The sequence below is a fragment of the Streptococcus sp. SCPM-O-B-23252 (M501) genome (assembly GCF_058200355.1).
The window spans coordinates 137,747-152,309 of the sequence record NZ_JBYQGS010000002.1 but is presented as its reverse complement, the minus strand read 5'-3'; the positions used below and the strand labels follow the sequence as shown (position 1 = coordinate 152,309).

The window sequence follows — 14,563 nt, the reverse complement described above, 5'->3', positions numbered from 1 at the left end:
TTACAAACAAAAGGAGCGTTTGTTATGACAATTTCATGGATTCAAGCAATCTTGCTTGGTATTTTCGCCAGCTTGTCTTCAATGCCTGGTATGGGTGGTTCCAGTATCGGGAACTATACACTTGGTCGTCCTCTGGTCGGTGGATTGATCTCAGGGTTAATCCTTGGAGATGTGACAACCGGTATCATGGTCGGGGTAGCCCTTCAGGTCGTATATATCGCCTTGGTTACTCCTGGTGGAACTGTATCTGCCGATGTACGGGCTATTTCTTATATCGGAATTCCTCTTTCCATCTTATTTGTTCATGCCAACAATATTACTGGTGAGGCAGCAATTGCAGCGGCAGCAGCCCCAATCGGTGCAGCCGTTGGGACTATCGGCACCGTTCTTTTCTACGGTACTGCAACCATGAACTTGCTTTGGCAACACATCGGTTGGAAAGCCGTTGAAGAAGGAAACTTCAAAAAACTCTACGCAGTGGACTGGGTTTACCCATGGATTTCTCACTTCCTCTTCTCCTTCCTTCCAACTATGATTATCACCAAATACGGTGAAAACATGGTGGATTTGATGAAACAATACCTTCCAATGGATGGTTACTGGATGAAAGCCCTCTTTACAGTCGGTGCCCTTCTTCCATGTGTTGGTATTGCCATCCTCTTGAAGCAAATCGTTACCGAAGTGAGAGACTTCATTCCATTCTTTGTTGGATTTACCTTGGCAAAATCTCTTGGCTTGAACTTGGTAGCGAGTGCGGTAGTTTCATTGATCTTTGCAGTGATCTACTATGAACTTGAAGTGATTAAAACAATGAAAGTCGTCCCTGCTGGAGTAAATGACTTTGACGATGATGAGGAGGATATCTAAGATGGCTGATAAAAAGAAAATTTCAAAGAAAACGCTAACCAAAGCATTCCATCATTGGTATTATGGTCACTTGACTTGTTTTTCTCAAGAACACATGCAAACCTTTGGGTATTTGACTTCAATGCTTCCAATCGTGGAAGAAATGTATGATTCCAAAGAAGAACAAAAAGAAGCCATGCAAACCTATACAGCCTTCTTCAACACGGAACCACAATTGGGATCATTGGTTGTAGGGATCACAGCTGGTTTGGAAGAAGCGCGTGCCAATGGAGAAGCAGTAGATGGCGAAACCATCAACGGGATGCGTGCTGGTTTGATGGGTCCAATCGCTGGGATTGGGGACTCCTTGGTTGTTGGGACCTTAATTCCTGTACTTCTCGGGATTGCCCTTGGTCTTTCTAAAGGCGGAAACATTGCAGGAGCTCTCTTCTATATCGTCGTTTGGAACCTCTTGGTCTACTTAGGCATGCGTTTCGCCTTCTTCAAAGGCTATCACTTAGGGGACAAGGCTGTTGAATTCCTTGTAGGACCAAAAGGACAAGCCCTTCGTAAAGCAATTAGTGTGGTCGGTGGTATGGTCATCGGTGCCGTAGCAGCGACTTGGGTCTCTGTTACAACAGCCCTCGAATTCAAAAATGCTGATGGAGAAGCCTTCCTTAAAATCCAAGAAAAGATTGATGGCGTCTATCCAGGTCTCTTGACTGCTGCCTTTATCACGCTTTGCTGGTGGCTCATGGCGAAGAAGAAAGTCTCACCAAACAAGGTCATGCTTCTCTTAGTCATCATCGCCTTAGCTGGGGTAGCTCTTGGAATCTTTGACCCAGGTCTCAAATACTAAGAGAAAACTGGAAACAGTTTATTGCAACCGGAGCATTGAGAATGAAGTACGTGACCTCCTTTACGAATACTTCATTCTCAATTTTTATTGAAGGAGGCATCTATGCACACCAGACAAGAATTAATAAAAGGGTATGAGACGGAAATTCGCTACCAACGCCATATGTTGGAAAACTTGGGTCGCTGGTTTAGTGTGCTCTTTCTCATGGCCAGTATTGGTGGACTGCTGATTTATTTCTTTCACAAGACTTCCCTCCTATTTTTGATCTTAGGTAGCTTGATTGCCCTGATTGGAATAGCAGGGATGTTGCTAGTGGGGTATGGGATGTATCGTGGTCGAGCCAACTTACAAAAAGTCATCCAAGCTTACCAACAAAAACTAAATTTGGTTGGCTAGAAATCGAAAACACTTCGAAGAGATTGAGGTGTTTTTTTCTTGACTATTTTTGACCAAGTGATACAATAGAAACATGAGTTAGCACTCGTTGCTGAAGAGTGCTAAAATACAAGAACGGAGGAATGACATGTTAAAACCATTAGGAGACCGAGTGGTCTTGAAAGTAGAAGAAAAAGAACAAACAGTCGGTGGCTTTGTCATCGCAGGAGCAAGTCAAGCTGAAACTAAAACAGCAGAAGTTATCGCTGTAGGTGAGGGAGTTCGGACCCTCAGTGGCGAGTTGGTAGCACCAAGTGTCAAAGTCGGTGATACGGTCTTGGTGGAAAATCATGCAGGCGTTGAAGTGAAAGACGGCGATGAGAAGTACACGATTGTTGGGACTGCAAGTATTCTTGCCATTGTTGAAGCCTAAAGAATCAGAAAGGAGAAAGATGTATGTCAAAAGAAATTAAATTTTCATCAGATGCTCGTGCAGCCATGGTCCGTGGGGTGGATATCCTAGCAGATACCGTTAAGGTGACCTTAGGACCTAAAGGGCGCAATGTGGTTCTTGAAAAATCATTTGGGTCACCCTTGATCACCAATGATGGGGTGACTATCGCTAAGGAAATCGAATTGGAAGACCACTTCGAAAATATGGGTGCCAAATTGGTATCAGAAGTTGCTTCTAAGACCAACGATATCGCTGGAGACGGAACAACCACTGCGACTGTCTTGACCCAAGCTATCGTCCGTGAAGGGATCAAGAACGTTACAGCGGGTGCGAATCCAATTGGTATCCGTCGAGGGATTGAAGCAGCGGTTGCGACTGCTGTTGAAGCCTTGAAAAACAATGCCATTCCAGTTGCCAATAAAGAGGCTATCGCCCAGGTTGCAGCTGTCTCTTCTCGCTCTGAAAAAGTCGGTGAATACATCTCAGAAGCCATGGAAAAAGTGGGTAACGATGGGGTGATCACGATTGAAGAATCTCGTGGAATGGAAACCGAGTTAGAAGTCGTTGAAGGAATGCAGTTTGACCGTGGTTACCTCTCTCAATACATGGTCACTGATAATGAAAAAATGGTGGCAGACCTTGAAAATCCTTATATCTTGATCACCGACAAGAAGGTATCAAACATCCAGGAAATCTTGCCATTGCTTGAAAGTATCCTTCAAAGCAACCGTCCACTCTTGATCATTGCGGATGATGTGGATGGAGAAGCCCTCCCAACGCTTGTCTTGAACAAGATTCGTGGAACTTTCAATGTCGTAGCTGTTAAGGCACCAGGATTTGGAGACCGTCGCAAAGCTATGCTAGAAGACATCGCGATCTTGACAGGTGGTACTGTTATCACAGAAGATCTTGGTCTTGAGTTGAAAGATGCGACCATCGAGGCGCTCGGTCAAGCAAGTAAGGTGACAGTGGACAAAGATAGCACAGTCATTGTAGAAGGTGCAGGAAATCCTGAAGCTATCGCTAACCGTGTGGCTGTGATCAAATCACAAATCGAAACCACAACTTCAGAATTTGACCGTGAAAAACTCCAAGAACGCTTGGCAAAATTGTCTGGTGGCGTTGCAGTCATCAAGGTCGGAGCTGCAACCGAAACAGAGTTGAAAGAAATGAAACTCCGTATCGAAGACGCCCTCAATGCGACACGCGCAGCGGTTGAAGAAGGAATTGTTGCCGGTGGTGGTACGGCCCTTGCCAATGTTATTTCTGCAGTTGCAACCCTTGAATTGGAAGGGGACGAAGCGACAGGACGCAACATTGTGCTTCGCGCCTTGGAAGAGCCTGTACGTCAAATCGCTCACAATGCAGGCTATGAAGGATCAATCGTTATCGATCGCTTGAAACATGCAGAAGTCGGAACAGGCTTCAATGCTGCAACAGGTGAATGGGTCAACATGATTGAAGCAGGAATTATCGACCCAGTGAAGGTGAGCCGTTCAGCCCTTCAAAATGCGGCTTCCGTAGCGAGCCTTATCTTGACGACCGAAGCAGTGGTAGCCAACAAACCAGAACCAGCTCCAGCAGCACCAGCTATGGATCCAAGCATGATGGGTGGGATGATGTAATCTGATACCAATGATTGGTGCTAAAGCACCGAATCATTGGACGGTAGCCGCTATGTCGCGGTCTACCTAATCATCTTACTAAGAAAACAAAGAAGGCATTATCGGCCTTCTTTATTTTCTGTCGTAATCTGTGTGTTTGATTGAGACTATGCCTCTAATCATTTGACGCCAACCGCTATCAGGCGGTTTGGCTAAACGTCTTACTAGCTCAAAGGGAGGAAAGTATCGTTCCTCCCTTTTTCGCGTCGTAACCTGTGTAAAAGATTGGTACTAAAGTGCCTAATCATCTTACTAGCTCAAAGAGGTTGGCAAGTCTCCAATCCTCAATCAATCATTGGATGAACTGATTATTCTAATCTTTTCTTTGTGGCAGAAGGATGCATATTTATATATATTACGAAAGTTTGTGAAATAAATTTGGCTGAAGCCTGTTTTTTCTACAGTTCGGTTTCCTTTCTTGAAGAAACTAAGATCAATCCGATGAGGATCAGAGCAGTTATTTGAGGTGCGGATTTTTGTTTACATATAGTGATGTTAAGGGAAGAATAACCTTTGAAGCTGGTGGATAGATAGTTGGTATTTTGAAGTAACCTGCCTGTTCGATATTTGGAACAAAAATGCAATACAAATTCCTTTATTTTGTAACAAAGATGCGTTAAAATATAGGAAGTAGATAAATGTTCTACACTAGAGCAAGGGGGGAATACTTCCCACATACATGTCTAAAGACAAAAACTTGATCGAATAAATTAAAACTTTTTGATTCTTAATTTTTATCGACCTTTTTCATATTAAACTTTTTCATCCACCCCTTGCTAAGGCTCTTCCAGATTTTTCTGGGGGAGTTTTTTTCTATTTCATAAACATTTCACATTTCTTTTCTATAATAACTATAACAAATGATGAAAGCGCCCATTTTGTATTGCTGTGGGCTTTGAAATGGAGGGTGAGTTCATGCTCTTACAACAGGCAATTGCCTATATTACTCGAAAAAGAACGAGGAATCTGGTTCTCTTTCTGATTCTCCTCTTGATCCTCTCTTGCTTATATTTCTGTTTTTCACTGATGCAAGTAGGAGGAAGGCTGGAGGACCATATCAAACAGTCGGCTGGGACCAGTTTTGCCCTGACCAGTAAGCAGGGGAATACTCCCTTTGCGCTGAAGGAGGCTGAAAAGGTGCAGCGACTAGCTGGGGTGGGAGCCATGGTTCCTCAATATGAAAGTCCCGTTCGCATTCTTGGTAAAGAAGCGGTGACGGGACAGCAGTCGGTAGAGCGGGACGATTTGGGGCAGGAAGCCAAGCAAGCGCTAGGCGCTGTTTTCACCCAGAAGACAGACCAGCACCTGGATTTCCGCAGTGGTAGTTTCCAACTGGTGCAAGGCAAGCACTTATCCGATCAGGCTCGCGGCCAGATCTTGATCCACGAAGAGTTGGCTAAGAAGAACAAGCTAAAGGTCGGAGATTCCTTGACTTTATCCAGCTTTCAGATGGGAGAGACTCCTGCCAAAGAGCAAACCTTTAAAATCGTTGGCATTTTTTCGGGTAAGAAACAGGAAAAATTCACAGGGATGACCTCAGATCTGAGTGAAAACCAAGTCTACCTCCCTTATGAGGATGCGACCAAGCTCCTAGGTCTCAGTCAGCAAGAAGTGACCCAGGTCACCTTTGGCGTCAAAGATCCTGAGAAAATCGATGCCCTCTTGAAGCAAGTCAAAAGCTTGGATCTGGATTGGCAGTCTCTCCGTTTGGTCGAAGATCGCAAGGCCTTTGACCAGATGAAAGAATCCTCCCAGACCCTAGAAGGCCTGGTACGGATCATGATGATCGTCCTCCTAGTGACGGGAGCAGGTGCTCTATCGCTCTTACTCAGTCTCTGGACACGGGAGCGGATCCATGAAATCGGGGTGCTCTTATCCATTGGGAAGAGCAAGGGCCGGATCTTTAGACAGTTCCTCTTGGAAGTGGTGCTGGTATCCTTACTAGCGGTGATCCCAGCCTTTCTCATCGGGCGGATGGTCAGCCATCGTTTTTTAGAGCAGTTTGTCGGACAGACGGGTCAACAGCAGACCCTAGACTTGCTCAACCAAGTCCCTCAAGGCCTTTCCTTAGGAATCGCCTATGCTAGCCTCTTGTGCTTGATCCTTCTGTCGCTCGGTGTAACGACCAGCATGATCTGGCGCAAGACCCCAAAAGAAATATTAACAAAAATGAGTTAAGGAGAAATGACACATATGTTAGAACTCAAGAATGTAGCCTATAGTTACCAAAGCTATAGTGAAGATATCCTCTCAAATGTGAACTATCAGTTCGAAAATGGGACATTTTACAGTATTATTGGTCAGTCAGGAACTGGGAAATCGACCCTCCTCTCCCTCTTGGCTGGTCTGGACAATCCCAAGAAGGGTCAGGTTCTCTTTGATGGGGAGGACATCCAGACCAAAGGGTCTAGCTACCACCGCAAGCACCATGTCTCCCTGGTCTTCCAGAATTACAATCTAATCGATTATTTGACGCCACTGGAAAATGTCCGTCTGGTTAACAAACAGGCTGGGAAAGAGATTCTCTTGGAATTGGGATTGGACGAAACGCAAATCAAACGCAATGTCCTGCAATTATCTGGAGGACAACAACAGCGGGTGGCCATTGCGCGTGCGCTCGTTTCAGAAGCACCTGTCATCTTGGCAGATGAGCCGACAGGAAACTTAGATGAACAGACAGCCGGTGACATTATTGCCATTTTGAAGAAGTTGGCCAAGGAACGTCAAAAATGTGTCATTGTCGTCACCCACAGTAAGGAAGTGGCAGAGGCCTCCGATGTGGTCTTGGAATTGAGTCGCCGTAGCCTCGTTGAGAAGAGCAAGTAAGGAGGGAATGCTATGTTGCGAAATGCTTTTGCTTATATCACACGTAAATGGCCCAAGTCTCTCTTGCTCTTTGCCATCATTCTCCTCATGGGGACCTTGAGCTTGATTGGACTCTCCATGAAGGGAGCGACCCAACAAGCTTCATCGGAAAGCCTGGGATCCATCACCAATAGCTTCTCCATGCAGATCAACCGCAGGACCAATCCAGGAACCCCTCGGGGAGCTGGGAATCTCAGAGGAGAAGATATCGAAAAAATCAGCCAGGTAGAGGGGATCACCTCCTCCATCAAGCGGATCAATGCCATCGCAGATATCCTAGACCACGAGATTATTGAGACTGAAGAAACCCTGCAAAATCAATCTCCAGAGCGGGCCAAGCACTTTAAGAACACCTTGATGGTGACAGGGGTCAATGACTCTTCTAAAGAAGATAAGTTTGTCTCTGGAGCCTACAAGCTGGTCCAAGGAGAGCACCTGACAGACAAGGACAAAAACCAAATCCTCATGCACGAAGATTTGGCGAAAAAGAATGGTCTCAAGGTGGGCGATAAGGTGCGTCTCAAGTCCAATCTCTACGATGCTGACAATGAAAAAGGGGCTAATGAAACTGTCGAAGTAACCATTAAAGGTCTGTTCTCAGGGAAGAACCAAGCTCCTCTAACTTACGCCCAAGAATTGTATGAAGATACCCTCATTTCTGACCTAGATACAGCTGCCAAGCTCTATGGCAATACTGTTCAAACAGCTACCTATGAGGATGCGACCTTCTTTGCCAAAGGGGATCAAGACCTCGATAAATTAATCGAAAAAATCAAAGCCTTGGATATCCCATGGAATTACTTTGACTTGGTTAAGAGCTCTTCCAACTACCCAGCCTTGCAAAAATCGATCAGCAGCATGTTCCAAGTGGCGGACTACTTGTTTATCGGTAGCCTCATCTTTGCTAGCTTGCTTCTCACCCTTCTCCTCGTCTTGTGGCTCAATGCCCGTCGCAGAGAAGTGGGTATCTTGCTGGCTTTAGGACTTTCTAAGGTGCAGATTGCGGGACAATTCGTGGCAGAATTAGTCATGATTTCCATCCCAGCCTTCCTCCTCTCCTATGGAGTTGCAGGACTTCTTGCCAAAGGAGTCGGAGATACGGTGCTTAAGAACGTAACCAGTGGCATTGCCAAACAAATGGCTCAAGAATCCTCTGCAGCCAACCTTGGTGGAGGAGCTGAGGCAGAAAGCTTCAGTAAGACCCTGACTGATATCCATATGGATATCCAACCGAGCCAATTGTTGGTGATTGTCTTGGTCGGTGGGCTCCTCTTGATCCTGGTTTCCATCCTTTCTTCTCAATGGCTCTTGCATAAGAAACCAAAGGAACTCTTGGTGGATGTCGAATAAGAGATTGTTTCCTAAAATAGAAATAGGGTATAATAGGAGGTAGAAGAAGTTTCTTAGATAAAAGGAAAGTGTATGAAGATACTAATCGTAGAAGATGAAGTCCTGATCCGCGAAGGGATGAGCGACTATCTCATGGAATGTGGCTATGAGGTCTTTGAAGCAGGTGATGGGCAGGAGGCCCTGGACCTCTTTCTCAGAGAGATACCAGATCTGGTCTTGCTGGACATCCAGCTCCCTATCCTCAATGGCTTGGAAGTGCTCAAGACCATCCGGAAGACCAGCTCAGTCCCTGTCCTTATGCTGACGGCCTTCCATGACGAAGACTATAAGTTGACAGCCTTTGGAGAGTTGGCAGATGGCTACCTGGAAAAACCCTTCTCCTTGTCCCTCTTGAAGGTCCGTATCGAAGCTATTTTTAAAAAGCTTCAACCTTCCCGGGTCTTCACCTATGGAGAGGCACGGGTGGATTTTGAGAGCTACACAGCCAGCCTAGCAGGCCAAGCCATTTCCATGAATGCCAAGGAGTTGGAAATCTTGGAATACTTGCTCCAGCATGAGGGCAAGGCCCGGACCCGCTCTCAAATCCTCGATGCCGTTTGGAAGGAGACGGAGGAGATTCCTTTTGACCGGGTGATCGATGTCTATATCAAGGAACTACGAAAAAAACTGGAGCTGGACTGTATCGTTACGGTACGCAATGTCGGCTATAAATTGGAGAGACCATGACCAAACGGAGTATCTTTGCAAAAATCTTTCTGATTACCTTTGCCCTTTTTAGTAGCTTAGTCATCCTTCTACATGCTTCGGTTTACTTTATTTTTCCATCGACCTATATCGAGTCCCAGCGCCAGACGATTTTGAAGAAATCACAAGCCCTGGCTAAGAGTTTCCAGGGCCAGGAAGAAGGGACCATTGAGTCAGTCATCGACCTTTATTCCAAGACCAATGATATCAAGGTGTCTATCAAAGGAAAGCAAAAACAAAATGCCCTAGAGGTCAAGGATGACCTGCTCCTGAACCCTGATAGCCAGAACAATTCCCTGGTCATTGAAGAGCGAAAGATTCAGACCAAGGAAGGGAAAGACTTAACCTTGCAATTCTTCGCGACCGTCGATTCGCAAAAGGAAGCGCGGGACATCAGTCTGGGCTTTCTTCCCTATAGTCTCCTTGCTTCCTTTGTTCTGTCACTGATTGCCTCCTATCTCTATGCCCGCCTTATTTCTGCTCCGATCCTGGAGATCAAGCAGATGACCAAGCGAATGAAACGGCTGGATCGGACAGCTAGTCTTCCCATTCATTCGCAGGATGAGATCGGCGTTCTCAAGCAACAGATCAACGACCTCTATCACCATCTTTTAGAGGTGATCGACAATCTAGAGCAGCAGAAACAGGAAAATCTGAAGTTGGAGCAGATGAAGGTCGAATTTCTAAGAGGGGCTTCGCATGAGCTCAAGACTCCTCTGGCCAGCTTGAAGATTATCCTAGAAAATATGCGGGATAAGATCGGCCGCTACAAGGATCGGGACCGCTATCTGTCGGTCTCTCTCGATATCGTCGATGAGATGAACCAGATTGTTCTGGAAATTCTATCTCTGTCCTCTGTCCAAGAACTAGCCGGAGACAAGGAGTGGATCCAGCTGGATCAGGTCTTAGAGCAGATCCTCGACCAGTACAAGGTCTTGGCTCAATCTCGCTCGCTCACGATTGACAATCAGATCCCAGCCAAACCAGTCTATATGGACCCAGCGATTCTGAAATTGGTCCTCTCAAATGTCATTAGTAATGCCGTCAAGCATTCGGATGCCGGTGGAGAGATCCAGCTCCGTCTCGAAGAAGAAGGGACGCACTTGGCGGTTGAAAATACCAGCCAGGAAATGGTAGAGACCGCTGAAATTCCAATGACCGCTAGTCGCCAGAAGAAGGAAGGCGGCTTGGGACTCTTCGTGGTCCAACACTTGCTAGACCATGAAGAACTGGCCTACCAATTTGATAAAACGGCTATGGGCTTGCGCTTCCGTATGGAACTGCCCAAAGATCCTCAAGAATAAAAAAATAGAGAGAGGGACAGAAATCGGTAATTCGTTAGAATTCGATTTCGTCGTCCCACCTCCGCATAGTTGAGTAGGGCTATAAAAGCTGATGAAATCAGCGTAGTAGAACCCACTCAACCACTGCGTCTTGCTCGACAATGCAAAGACAATTGAGAGGCTAGGACTTTTGTCCCAGCCTCTTTTTGTATTTAATCAACTTTTTCGACCTTTAGTAATTGGCCGTGTTTTAATTCATAAATGGTATCCACATAGGTCAGGATGGAGCGGTCATGGGTCACCATGATGGCGCTCTTGTTTTTGGATTTGACTTCTTTCTGGATCAACTGGGCGATTTCTTTCCCTCTATCTGGGTCTAGGCTAGCGGTTGGTTCATCGGCTAAAATGACCTGCGGATTTCCGATGAAGGCCCGAGCGATGGCTGCCCGTTGTTTTTGCCCACCGGACATCTGATTCGGGTATTGGTGGTAACAAGCTTCGATGCCCAGATCTGCCAACAAGGCTTTGACTTCTTCTTGGCGTTTTTTCTTGTCCTTTTCCCCCTTCAATTTGGCTACCAGTTCTAACTGGTCACCGATTTTCATATAGGAGAGGAGCTGGTGATCTTGAAAGATAAAGCCGAGCAATTCCAGACGTTTTTGCGTCCACTGGCCTTGGTTGAGGCCGGTTAGGTCTTGGCCAGCGATAGAAATCCGCCCCTCGTCCGCTGATAAGAGTAAACCAGCGATAGCTAAGAGAGTGGATTTACCGGATCCTGAAGGGCCCAAGATCGCGACAAATTCGTTGGGTTCGACGCTTAAATTCAGTTGATTGAGGACATGGTGCATCTGGCTGCCATCGGCGTAGGATTTTCTGATATTTTCTAATGCGATAATGGCCATCTTATTCTCCATTTCCACCAATGACTTCGATTGGATCTACTTTTTTGATTTTGACAAGGGACAAGGCACCACACAAGATAGAGGTCAGGATAAAGCTAACCGAGATGGTGAGGTTGTCTTTCAGGGTCATAAAGGAAGGGACGCTATTGGGTAAAAATGGCGCCATCATAGTTGCCAGGCCAAGCCCCAGCAGTACTCCGATGAGGGAGATGATGGTGAGCTGAGATAGTTGGACATAGGTGATCTGGCTCATGGACATGCCAATGGCCTTTAAGACGCCGAATTGTTTCAACTTCTGCAGGGTGAGGATATAGAAGAAGACTCCAAGGATAGCAGAAGAAGCGAGTAAGAGCACCCACGTGATCATCCGTAGCGTCAGGTTTTGAGCCTTGTAGCCAGGGATTTTATCGATCACTTGCTTCTTATCTGCCACCATTAAGTTACTGGCTAGATTGCTAGAAGTGATGCTTTTCTTGGTCACAAGGGTTTGGGCTTGCCATTGATAGCTTGGATCTGTTTTTTGCCGCATGCCTGTGTAGGTCTCCGAGCTGATAAAGCCAATCTCACTATAGCCGTATTTAGCATTTGTCGCAAAGGCCACGACCTTGAGTTTTTGCTTAGAAGTTTTATCGATCACTTGATCGCCGACTTGGATTCCCTCATCCTCTTTGAAAGAATGGTCCAGAATGACCTCGTTTTTCTTTAAGTCGGAGATCTTGAGGTCTGTATCTTCCATGATTGGATTGAGGATCTCTTCTTCATTGTGGTCGGTTGCGAAGTAGGTGATGTCCAGAGTATTGGAATCCTCTGTTTTTGAGATAGTTGCCCGTTGGATCGACAAGCCAGAATAGTCCATCCCTTCTATCTTTTGGACCTCATCTAAATCCTTCGCCGTAATAGTTGAAAAGGGGATAATCCCTTCTGAATCCGTCGAAAGGATGTAGTGCAGCGACCCATAGTTATCGATTTGGGCCGATACCGACCGCCCCAGTCCATTTGTCAGACCGGACAAGAACACCACCATAAACATGAGAATGGTAATGAGGAGTTCAATCAGGATAAACTTCTTGGGCTGGTATTTAATTTCATTCCATGCGATTTTCATATTCGTTCTCCTTTTAGCACGGAGGTGCTCAAGTAGCTTGGCACCTAAACATACTCTACCATCATACCACAAGTGGAGGGATAATATGGGGATGGTGTTTGGGGAAGGGGAAACGGATGTAAAAAGTGCGAGTTCAAAATTTTCAGCCTGTATCACCTTGACAATTCTTGTTAAAACTTGTAGAATGCAAAGGTACTAAGAACCTTTTAAAGTGGTTACTTGCTTTATTTATTATTCCAGTAGAAACTGTGTTAATTCCACAATTTACCATTATCAATTCCTTAGGTTTGGTCAATAATCGTCTTGCGGTTATTATTCCAGGATTGGCGAGTGTATTCAATATTTACTTATTTAGGAATTTCTTTATTGCAATTCCGGAAGGAATTCTCGAGTCTGCAAAGATGGATGGAGCAAGTATCGTTAGAATTTTCTTTAGAATTATGCTTCCAATGTCTAAATCTGCAGTTGCCACAGTTGGTGTTTTGTCATTTATGTCAAGTTGGAATGATTATATTTGACCATTGATGGTTTTGACAGATTCTTCTAAATTTTCAATGCAGGTTGCAATTACAACTACAACTATTAATACAACTCAACCAGTTTATATCAATCAGGTAATGGTTGTATTAACTATTTCAACGATTCCGTTAATTTTGGTCTATGTTATCGCTCAGAAATATATTGTTCAAGGTCTGGGTGGTTCCGGAACGGGAATAAAATAGGATATACTTATGATAAATAAAAAATTTACAGTAGAAAAAGCCAATCGTTTTATAGCAGAAAATAAACATCTGGTCAATACACAATATAAACCTGAGGACCACTTTTCAGCTGAGATTGGTTGGATCAATGATCCGAATGGATTTGTCTATTTTCGTGGAGAATACCATCTCTTCTATCAATTTTATCCTTATGATAGTGCTTGGGGGCCAATGCATTGGGGACATGCTAAAAGTAAGGACTTGGTGACTTGGGATCACTTGCCGGTTGCACTTGCACCTGACCAAGACTACGACCGCAACGGTTGCTTCTCAGGCTCAGCTATTGTCAAAGACGGTCGTCTCTGGCTCATGTATACTGGTCATATTGAGGAAGAAACTGGTGTCCGTCAAGTGCAAAATATGGCATTTTCAGACGATGGGATTCACTTTGAAAAGATTGACCAAAATCCAGTTGCGACAGGAGCAGACTTGCCAGATGAATTAATTGCCTCTGATTTCCGTGATCCAAAACTCTTTGAAAAAGAGGGACGCTATTATTCAGTAGTTGCTGCCAAACATAAAGATAGTGTGGGCTGTGTCGTTCTACTAGGGTCCGATAACCTAGTAGAGTGGCAGTTCGAATCCATCTTTTTAAAAGGAGTAGAACATCAAGGCTTTATGTGGGAATGTCCAGACTACTTCGAGTTAGATGGAAAAGACTGCATTATCATGTCACCAATGCGTTATCAACGTGAGGGTGATTCTTACCACAATATCAATTCTTCTGTTTTGGTAACAGGTAAAGTAGACTGGGAAGCTAAACAGTTCATTCCAGAAAAAGTAGAAGAAATCGACCATGGTCAAGATTTCTATGCACCACAATCATTAGAGGATGATCAAGGTCGTCGTATTATGATTGCATGGATGCAGACATGGGGTCGTACCCTTCCAACCCATGACCAAGGCCACAAGTGGGCATGTGCCATGACCTTACCGCGTGTACTTCGATTGAAGGATGGGAAGTTATTTCAAACTCCTATCAAGCATGGGGACCATCAGATTCAAATTGATGGTGATCAGCGTTATCGTTTGGGAAGCGATACAGATTATGTAGAGTTTGGTTATGATAGCACTGCCAAGCAAGTCTATATCGACCGTAGTCATCTGGCTCAGAAAATCCTCGGTGAAGAGGAAGAAGATACGAGCCGCCGCTATGTAGATGTAGAGGCTAAAGAATTGGAAGTATTTATTGATAAAAATTCCATCGAGATTTTTGTCAATCAAGGTGAAGCCAGCTTGACAGCAACCTATTACTTAACAGTGCCAGCTGAGCTAACCCGAATCGATTAAAAATTAAGTTATTTCTCCTAAAGAAAAAGTTCTCTTTCTATGAATGTGGAAAGAGATTTTTTTGT

13 protein-coding genes and 1 pseudogene are annotated in these 14,563 nt (G+C 45.0%); 12 read left to right on the top strand and 2 right to left on the bottom strand.

Annotation, left to right across the window (positions count from 1 at the left end; translation table 11 throughout):
* Positions 1 to 24 precede the first annotated feature (24 nt).
* From AC3E6G_RS07100 to AC3E6G_RS07055, 10 genes are all read left to right on the top strand, one after another.
* Positions 25 to 867: a PTS mannose/fructose/sorbose/N-acetylgalactosamine transporter subunit IIC gene (locus AC3E6G_RS07100; RefSeq protein WP_048789492.1), complete on the top strand. Its 843-nt coding sequence runs from the start codon at positions 25 to 27 to the stop codon at positions 865 to 867.
* Entirely contained in the window at positions 851 to 1,705 is an 855-nt protein-coding gene (locus AC3E6G_RS07095) for a PTS system mannose/fructose/sorbose family transporter subunit IID (RefSeq protein WP_042361448.1), read from the top strand. Before AC3E6G_RS07100 ends, AC3E6G_RS07095 begins: the two co-directional genes overlap by 17 nt.
* 102 nt (positions 1,706 to 1,807) lie before the next feature.
* Positions 1,808 to 2,101 carry a hypothetical protein gene (locus AC3E6G_RS07090; protein WP_048789493.1) on the top strand — a complete coding sequence of 98 codons (294 nt, stop codon included), beginning with the start codon at positions 1,808 to 1,810 and terminating at the stop codon, positions 2,099 to 2,101.
* Positions 2,102 to 2,228: 127 nt separating this feature from the next.
* Positions 2,229 to 2,513 carry a co-chaperone GroES gene (gene groES / locus AC3E6G_RS07085; protein WP_048789494.1) on the top strand — a complete coding sequence of 95 codons (285 nt, stop codon included), beginning with the start codon at positions 2,229 to 2,231 and terminating at the stop codon, positions 2,511 to 2,513.
* Positions 2,514 to 2,536: 23 nt separating this feature from the next.
* Positions 2,537 to 4,159, top strand: a complete 1,623-nt coding sequence (gene groL / locus AC3E6G_RS07080; RefSeq protein ID WP_048789495.1) for a chaperonin GroEL — start codon at positions 2,537 to 2,539, stop codon at positions 4,157 to 4,159.
* A gap of 954 nt (positions 4,160 to 5,113) precedes the next feature.
* Positions 5,114 to 6,376 (top strand): ABC transporter permease, encoded by a 1,263-nt coding sequence (locus AC3E6G_RS07075; RefSeq protein ID WP_140814528.1) that lies wholly within the window; start codon positions 5,114 to 5,116, stop codon positions 6,374 to 6,376.
* 15 nt (positions 6,377 to 6,391) lie between these two features.
* Positions 6,392 to 7,024 (top strand): ABC transporter ATP-binding protein, encoded by a 633-nt coding sequence (locus tag AC3E6G_RS07070; protein WP_009731296.1) that lies wholly within the window; start codon positions 6,392 to 6,394, stop codon positions 7,022 to 7,024.
* 12 nt (positions 7,025 to 7,036) lie between these two features.
* Complete coding sequence (locus tag AC3E6G_RS07065) at positions 7,037 to 8,413, top strand: ABC transporter permease (RefSeq protein WP_048789497.1); 1,377 nt, start codon at positions 7,037 to 7,039, stop codon at positions 8,411 to 8,413.
* Positions 8,414 to 8,485: 72 nt separating this feature from the next.
* Entirely contained in the window at positions 8,486 to 9,139 is a 654-nt protein-coding gene (locus AC3E6G_RS07060; RefSeq protein ID WP_140814529.1) for a response regulator transcription factor, read from the top strand.
* Complete coding sequence (locus AC3E6G_RS07055) at positions 9,136 to 10,461, top strand: sensor histidine kinase (protein ID WP_140814530.1); 1,326 nt, start codon at positions 9,136 to 9,138, stop codon at positions 10,459 to 10,461. Before AC3E6G_RS07060 ends, AC3E6G_RS07055 begins: the two co-directional genes overlap by 4 nt.
* Positions 10,462 to 10,652: 191 nt before the next feature.
* On the opposite strand, the gene AC3E6G_RS07050 is transcribed toward AC3E6G_RS07055, so the two are convergent.
* Together AC3E6G_RS07050 and AC3E6G_RS07045 are read right to left on the bottom strand one after the other, a co-directional pair.
* Positions 10,653 to 11,342 carry an ABC transporter ATP-binding protein gene (locus tag AC3E6G_RS07050; protein ID WP_061564667.1) on the bottom strand — a complete coding sequence of 230 codons (690 nt, stop codon included), beginning with the start codon at positions 11,340 to 11,342 and terminating at the stop codon, positions 10,653 to 10,655.
* Position 11,343: 1 nt separating this feature from the next.
* Positions 11,344 to 12,447 (bottom strand): ABC transporter permease, encoded by a 1,104-nt coding sequence (locus AC3E6G_RS07045; RefSeq protein ID WP_490700725.1) that lies wholly within the window; start codon positions 12,445 to 12,447, stop codon positions 11,344 to 11,346.
* A gap of 203 nt (positions 12,448 to 12,650) precedes the next feature.
* Here AC3E6G_RS07045 and AC3E6G_RS07040 point away from each other — a divergent pair.
* A pseudogene (locus AC3E6G_RS07040) lies at positions 12,651 to 13,169 on the top strand (carbohydrate ABC transporter permease); the annotation flags it as partial.
* Positions 13,170 to 13,178: 9 nt separating this feature from the next.
* On the top strand, positions 13,179 to 14,498 hold the full coding sequence (locus tag AC3E6G_RS07035) for a glycoside hydrolase family 32 protein (protein WP_048717552.1): 1,320 nt from the start codon (positions 13,179 to 13,181) through the stop codon (positions 14,496 to 14,498).
* Positions 14,499 to 14,563 lie beyond the last annotated feature (65 nt).

What these genes read in the sequence shown, in the direction of transcription:
- AC3E6G_RS07045 (WP_490700725.1), bottom strand. Translation starts at nt 12,447, where the DNA reads ATGAAAATCGCATGGAATGAAATTAAATACCAGCCCAAGAAGTTTATC.
- AC3E6G_RS07065 (WP_048789497.1), top strand. Translation starts at nt 7,037, where the DNA reads ATGTTGCGAAATGCTTTTGCTTATATCACACGTAAATGGCCCAAGTCT.
- AC3E6G_RS07095 (WP_042361448.1), top strand. Translation starts at nt 851, where the DNA reads ATGAGGAGGATATCTAAGATGGCTGATAAAAAGAAAATTTCAAAGAAA.
- AC3E6G_RS07070 (WP_009731296.1), top strand. Translation starts at nt 6,392, where the DNA reads ATGTTAGAACTCAAGAATGTAGCCTATAGTTACCAAAGCTATAGTGAA.
- AC3E6G_RS07055 (WP_140814530.1), top strand. Translation starts at nt 9,136, where the DNA reads ATGACCAAACGGAGTATCTTTGCAAAAATCTTTCTGATTACCTTTGCC.
- AC3E6G_RS07060 (WP_140814529.1), top strand. Translation starts at nt 8,486, where the DNA reads ATGAAGATACTAATCGTAGAAGATGAAGTCCTGATCCGCGAAGGGATG.
- AC3E6G_RS07100 (WP_048789492.1), top strand. Translation starts at nt 25, where the DNA reads ATGACAATTTCATGGATTCAAGCAATCTTGCTTGGTATTTTCGCCAGC.
- groES (WP_048789494.1), top strand. Translation starts at nt 2,229, where the DNA reads ATGTTAAAACCATTAGGAGACCGAGTGGTCTTGAAAGTAGAAGAAAAA.
- AC3E6G_RS07035 (WP_048717552.1), top strand. Translation starts at nt 13,179, where the DNA reads ATGATAAATAAAAAATTTACAGTAGAAAAAGCCAATCGTTTTATAGCA.
- groL (WP_048789495.1), top strand. Translation starts at nt 2,537, where the DNA reads ATGTCAAAAGAAATTAAATTTTCATCAGATGCTCGTGCAGCCATGGTC.
- AC3E6G_RS07090 (WP_048789493.1), top strand. Translation starts at nt 1,808, where the DNA reads ATGCACACCAGACAAGAATTAATAAAAGGGTATGAGACGGAAATTCGC.
- AC3E6G_RS07050 (WP_061564667.1), bottom strand. Translation starts at nt 11,342, where the DNA reads ATGGCCATTATCGCATTAGAAAATATCAGAAAATCCTACGCCGATGGC.
- AC3E6G_RS07075 (WP_140814528.1), top strand. Translation starts at nt 5,114, where the DNA reads ATGCTCTTACAACAGGCAATTGCCTATATTACTCGAAAAAGAACGAGG.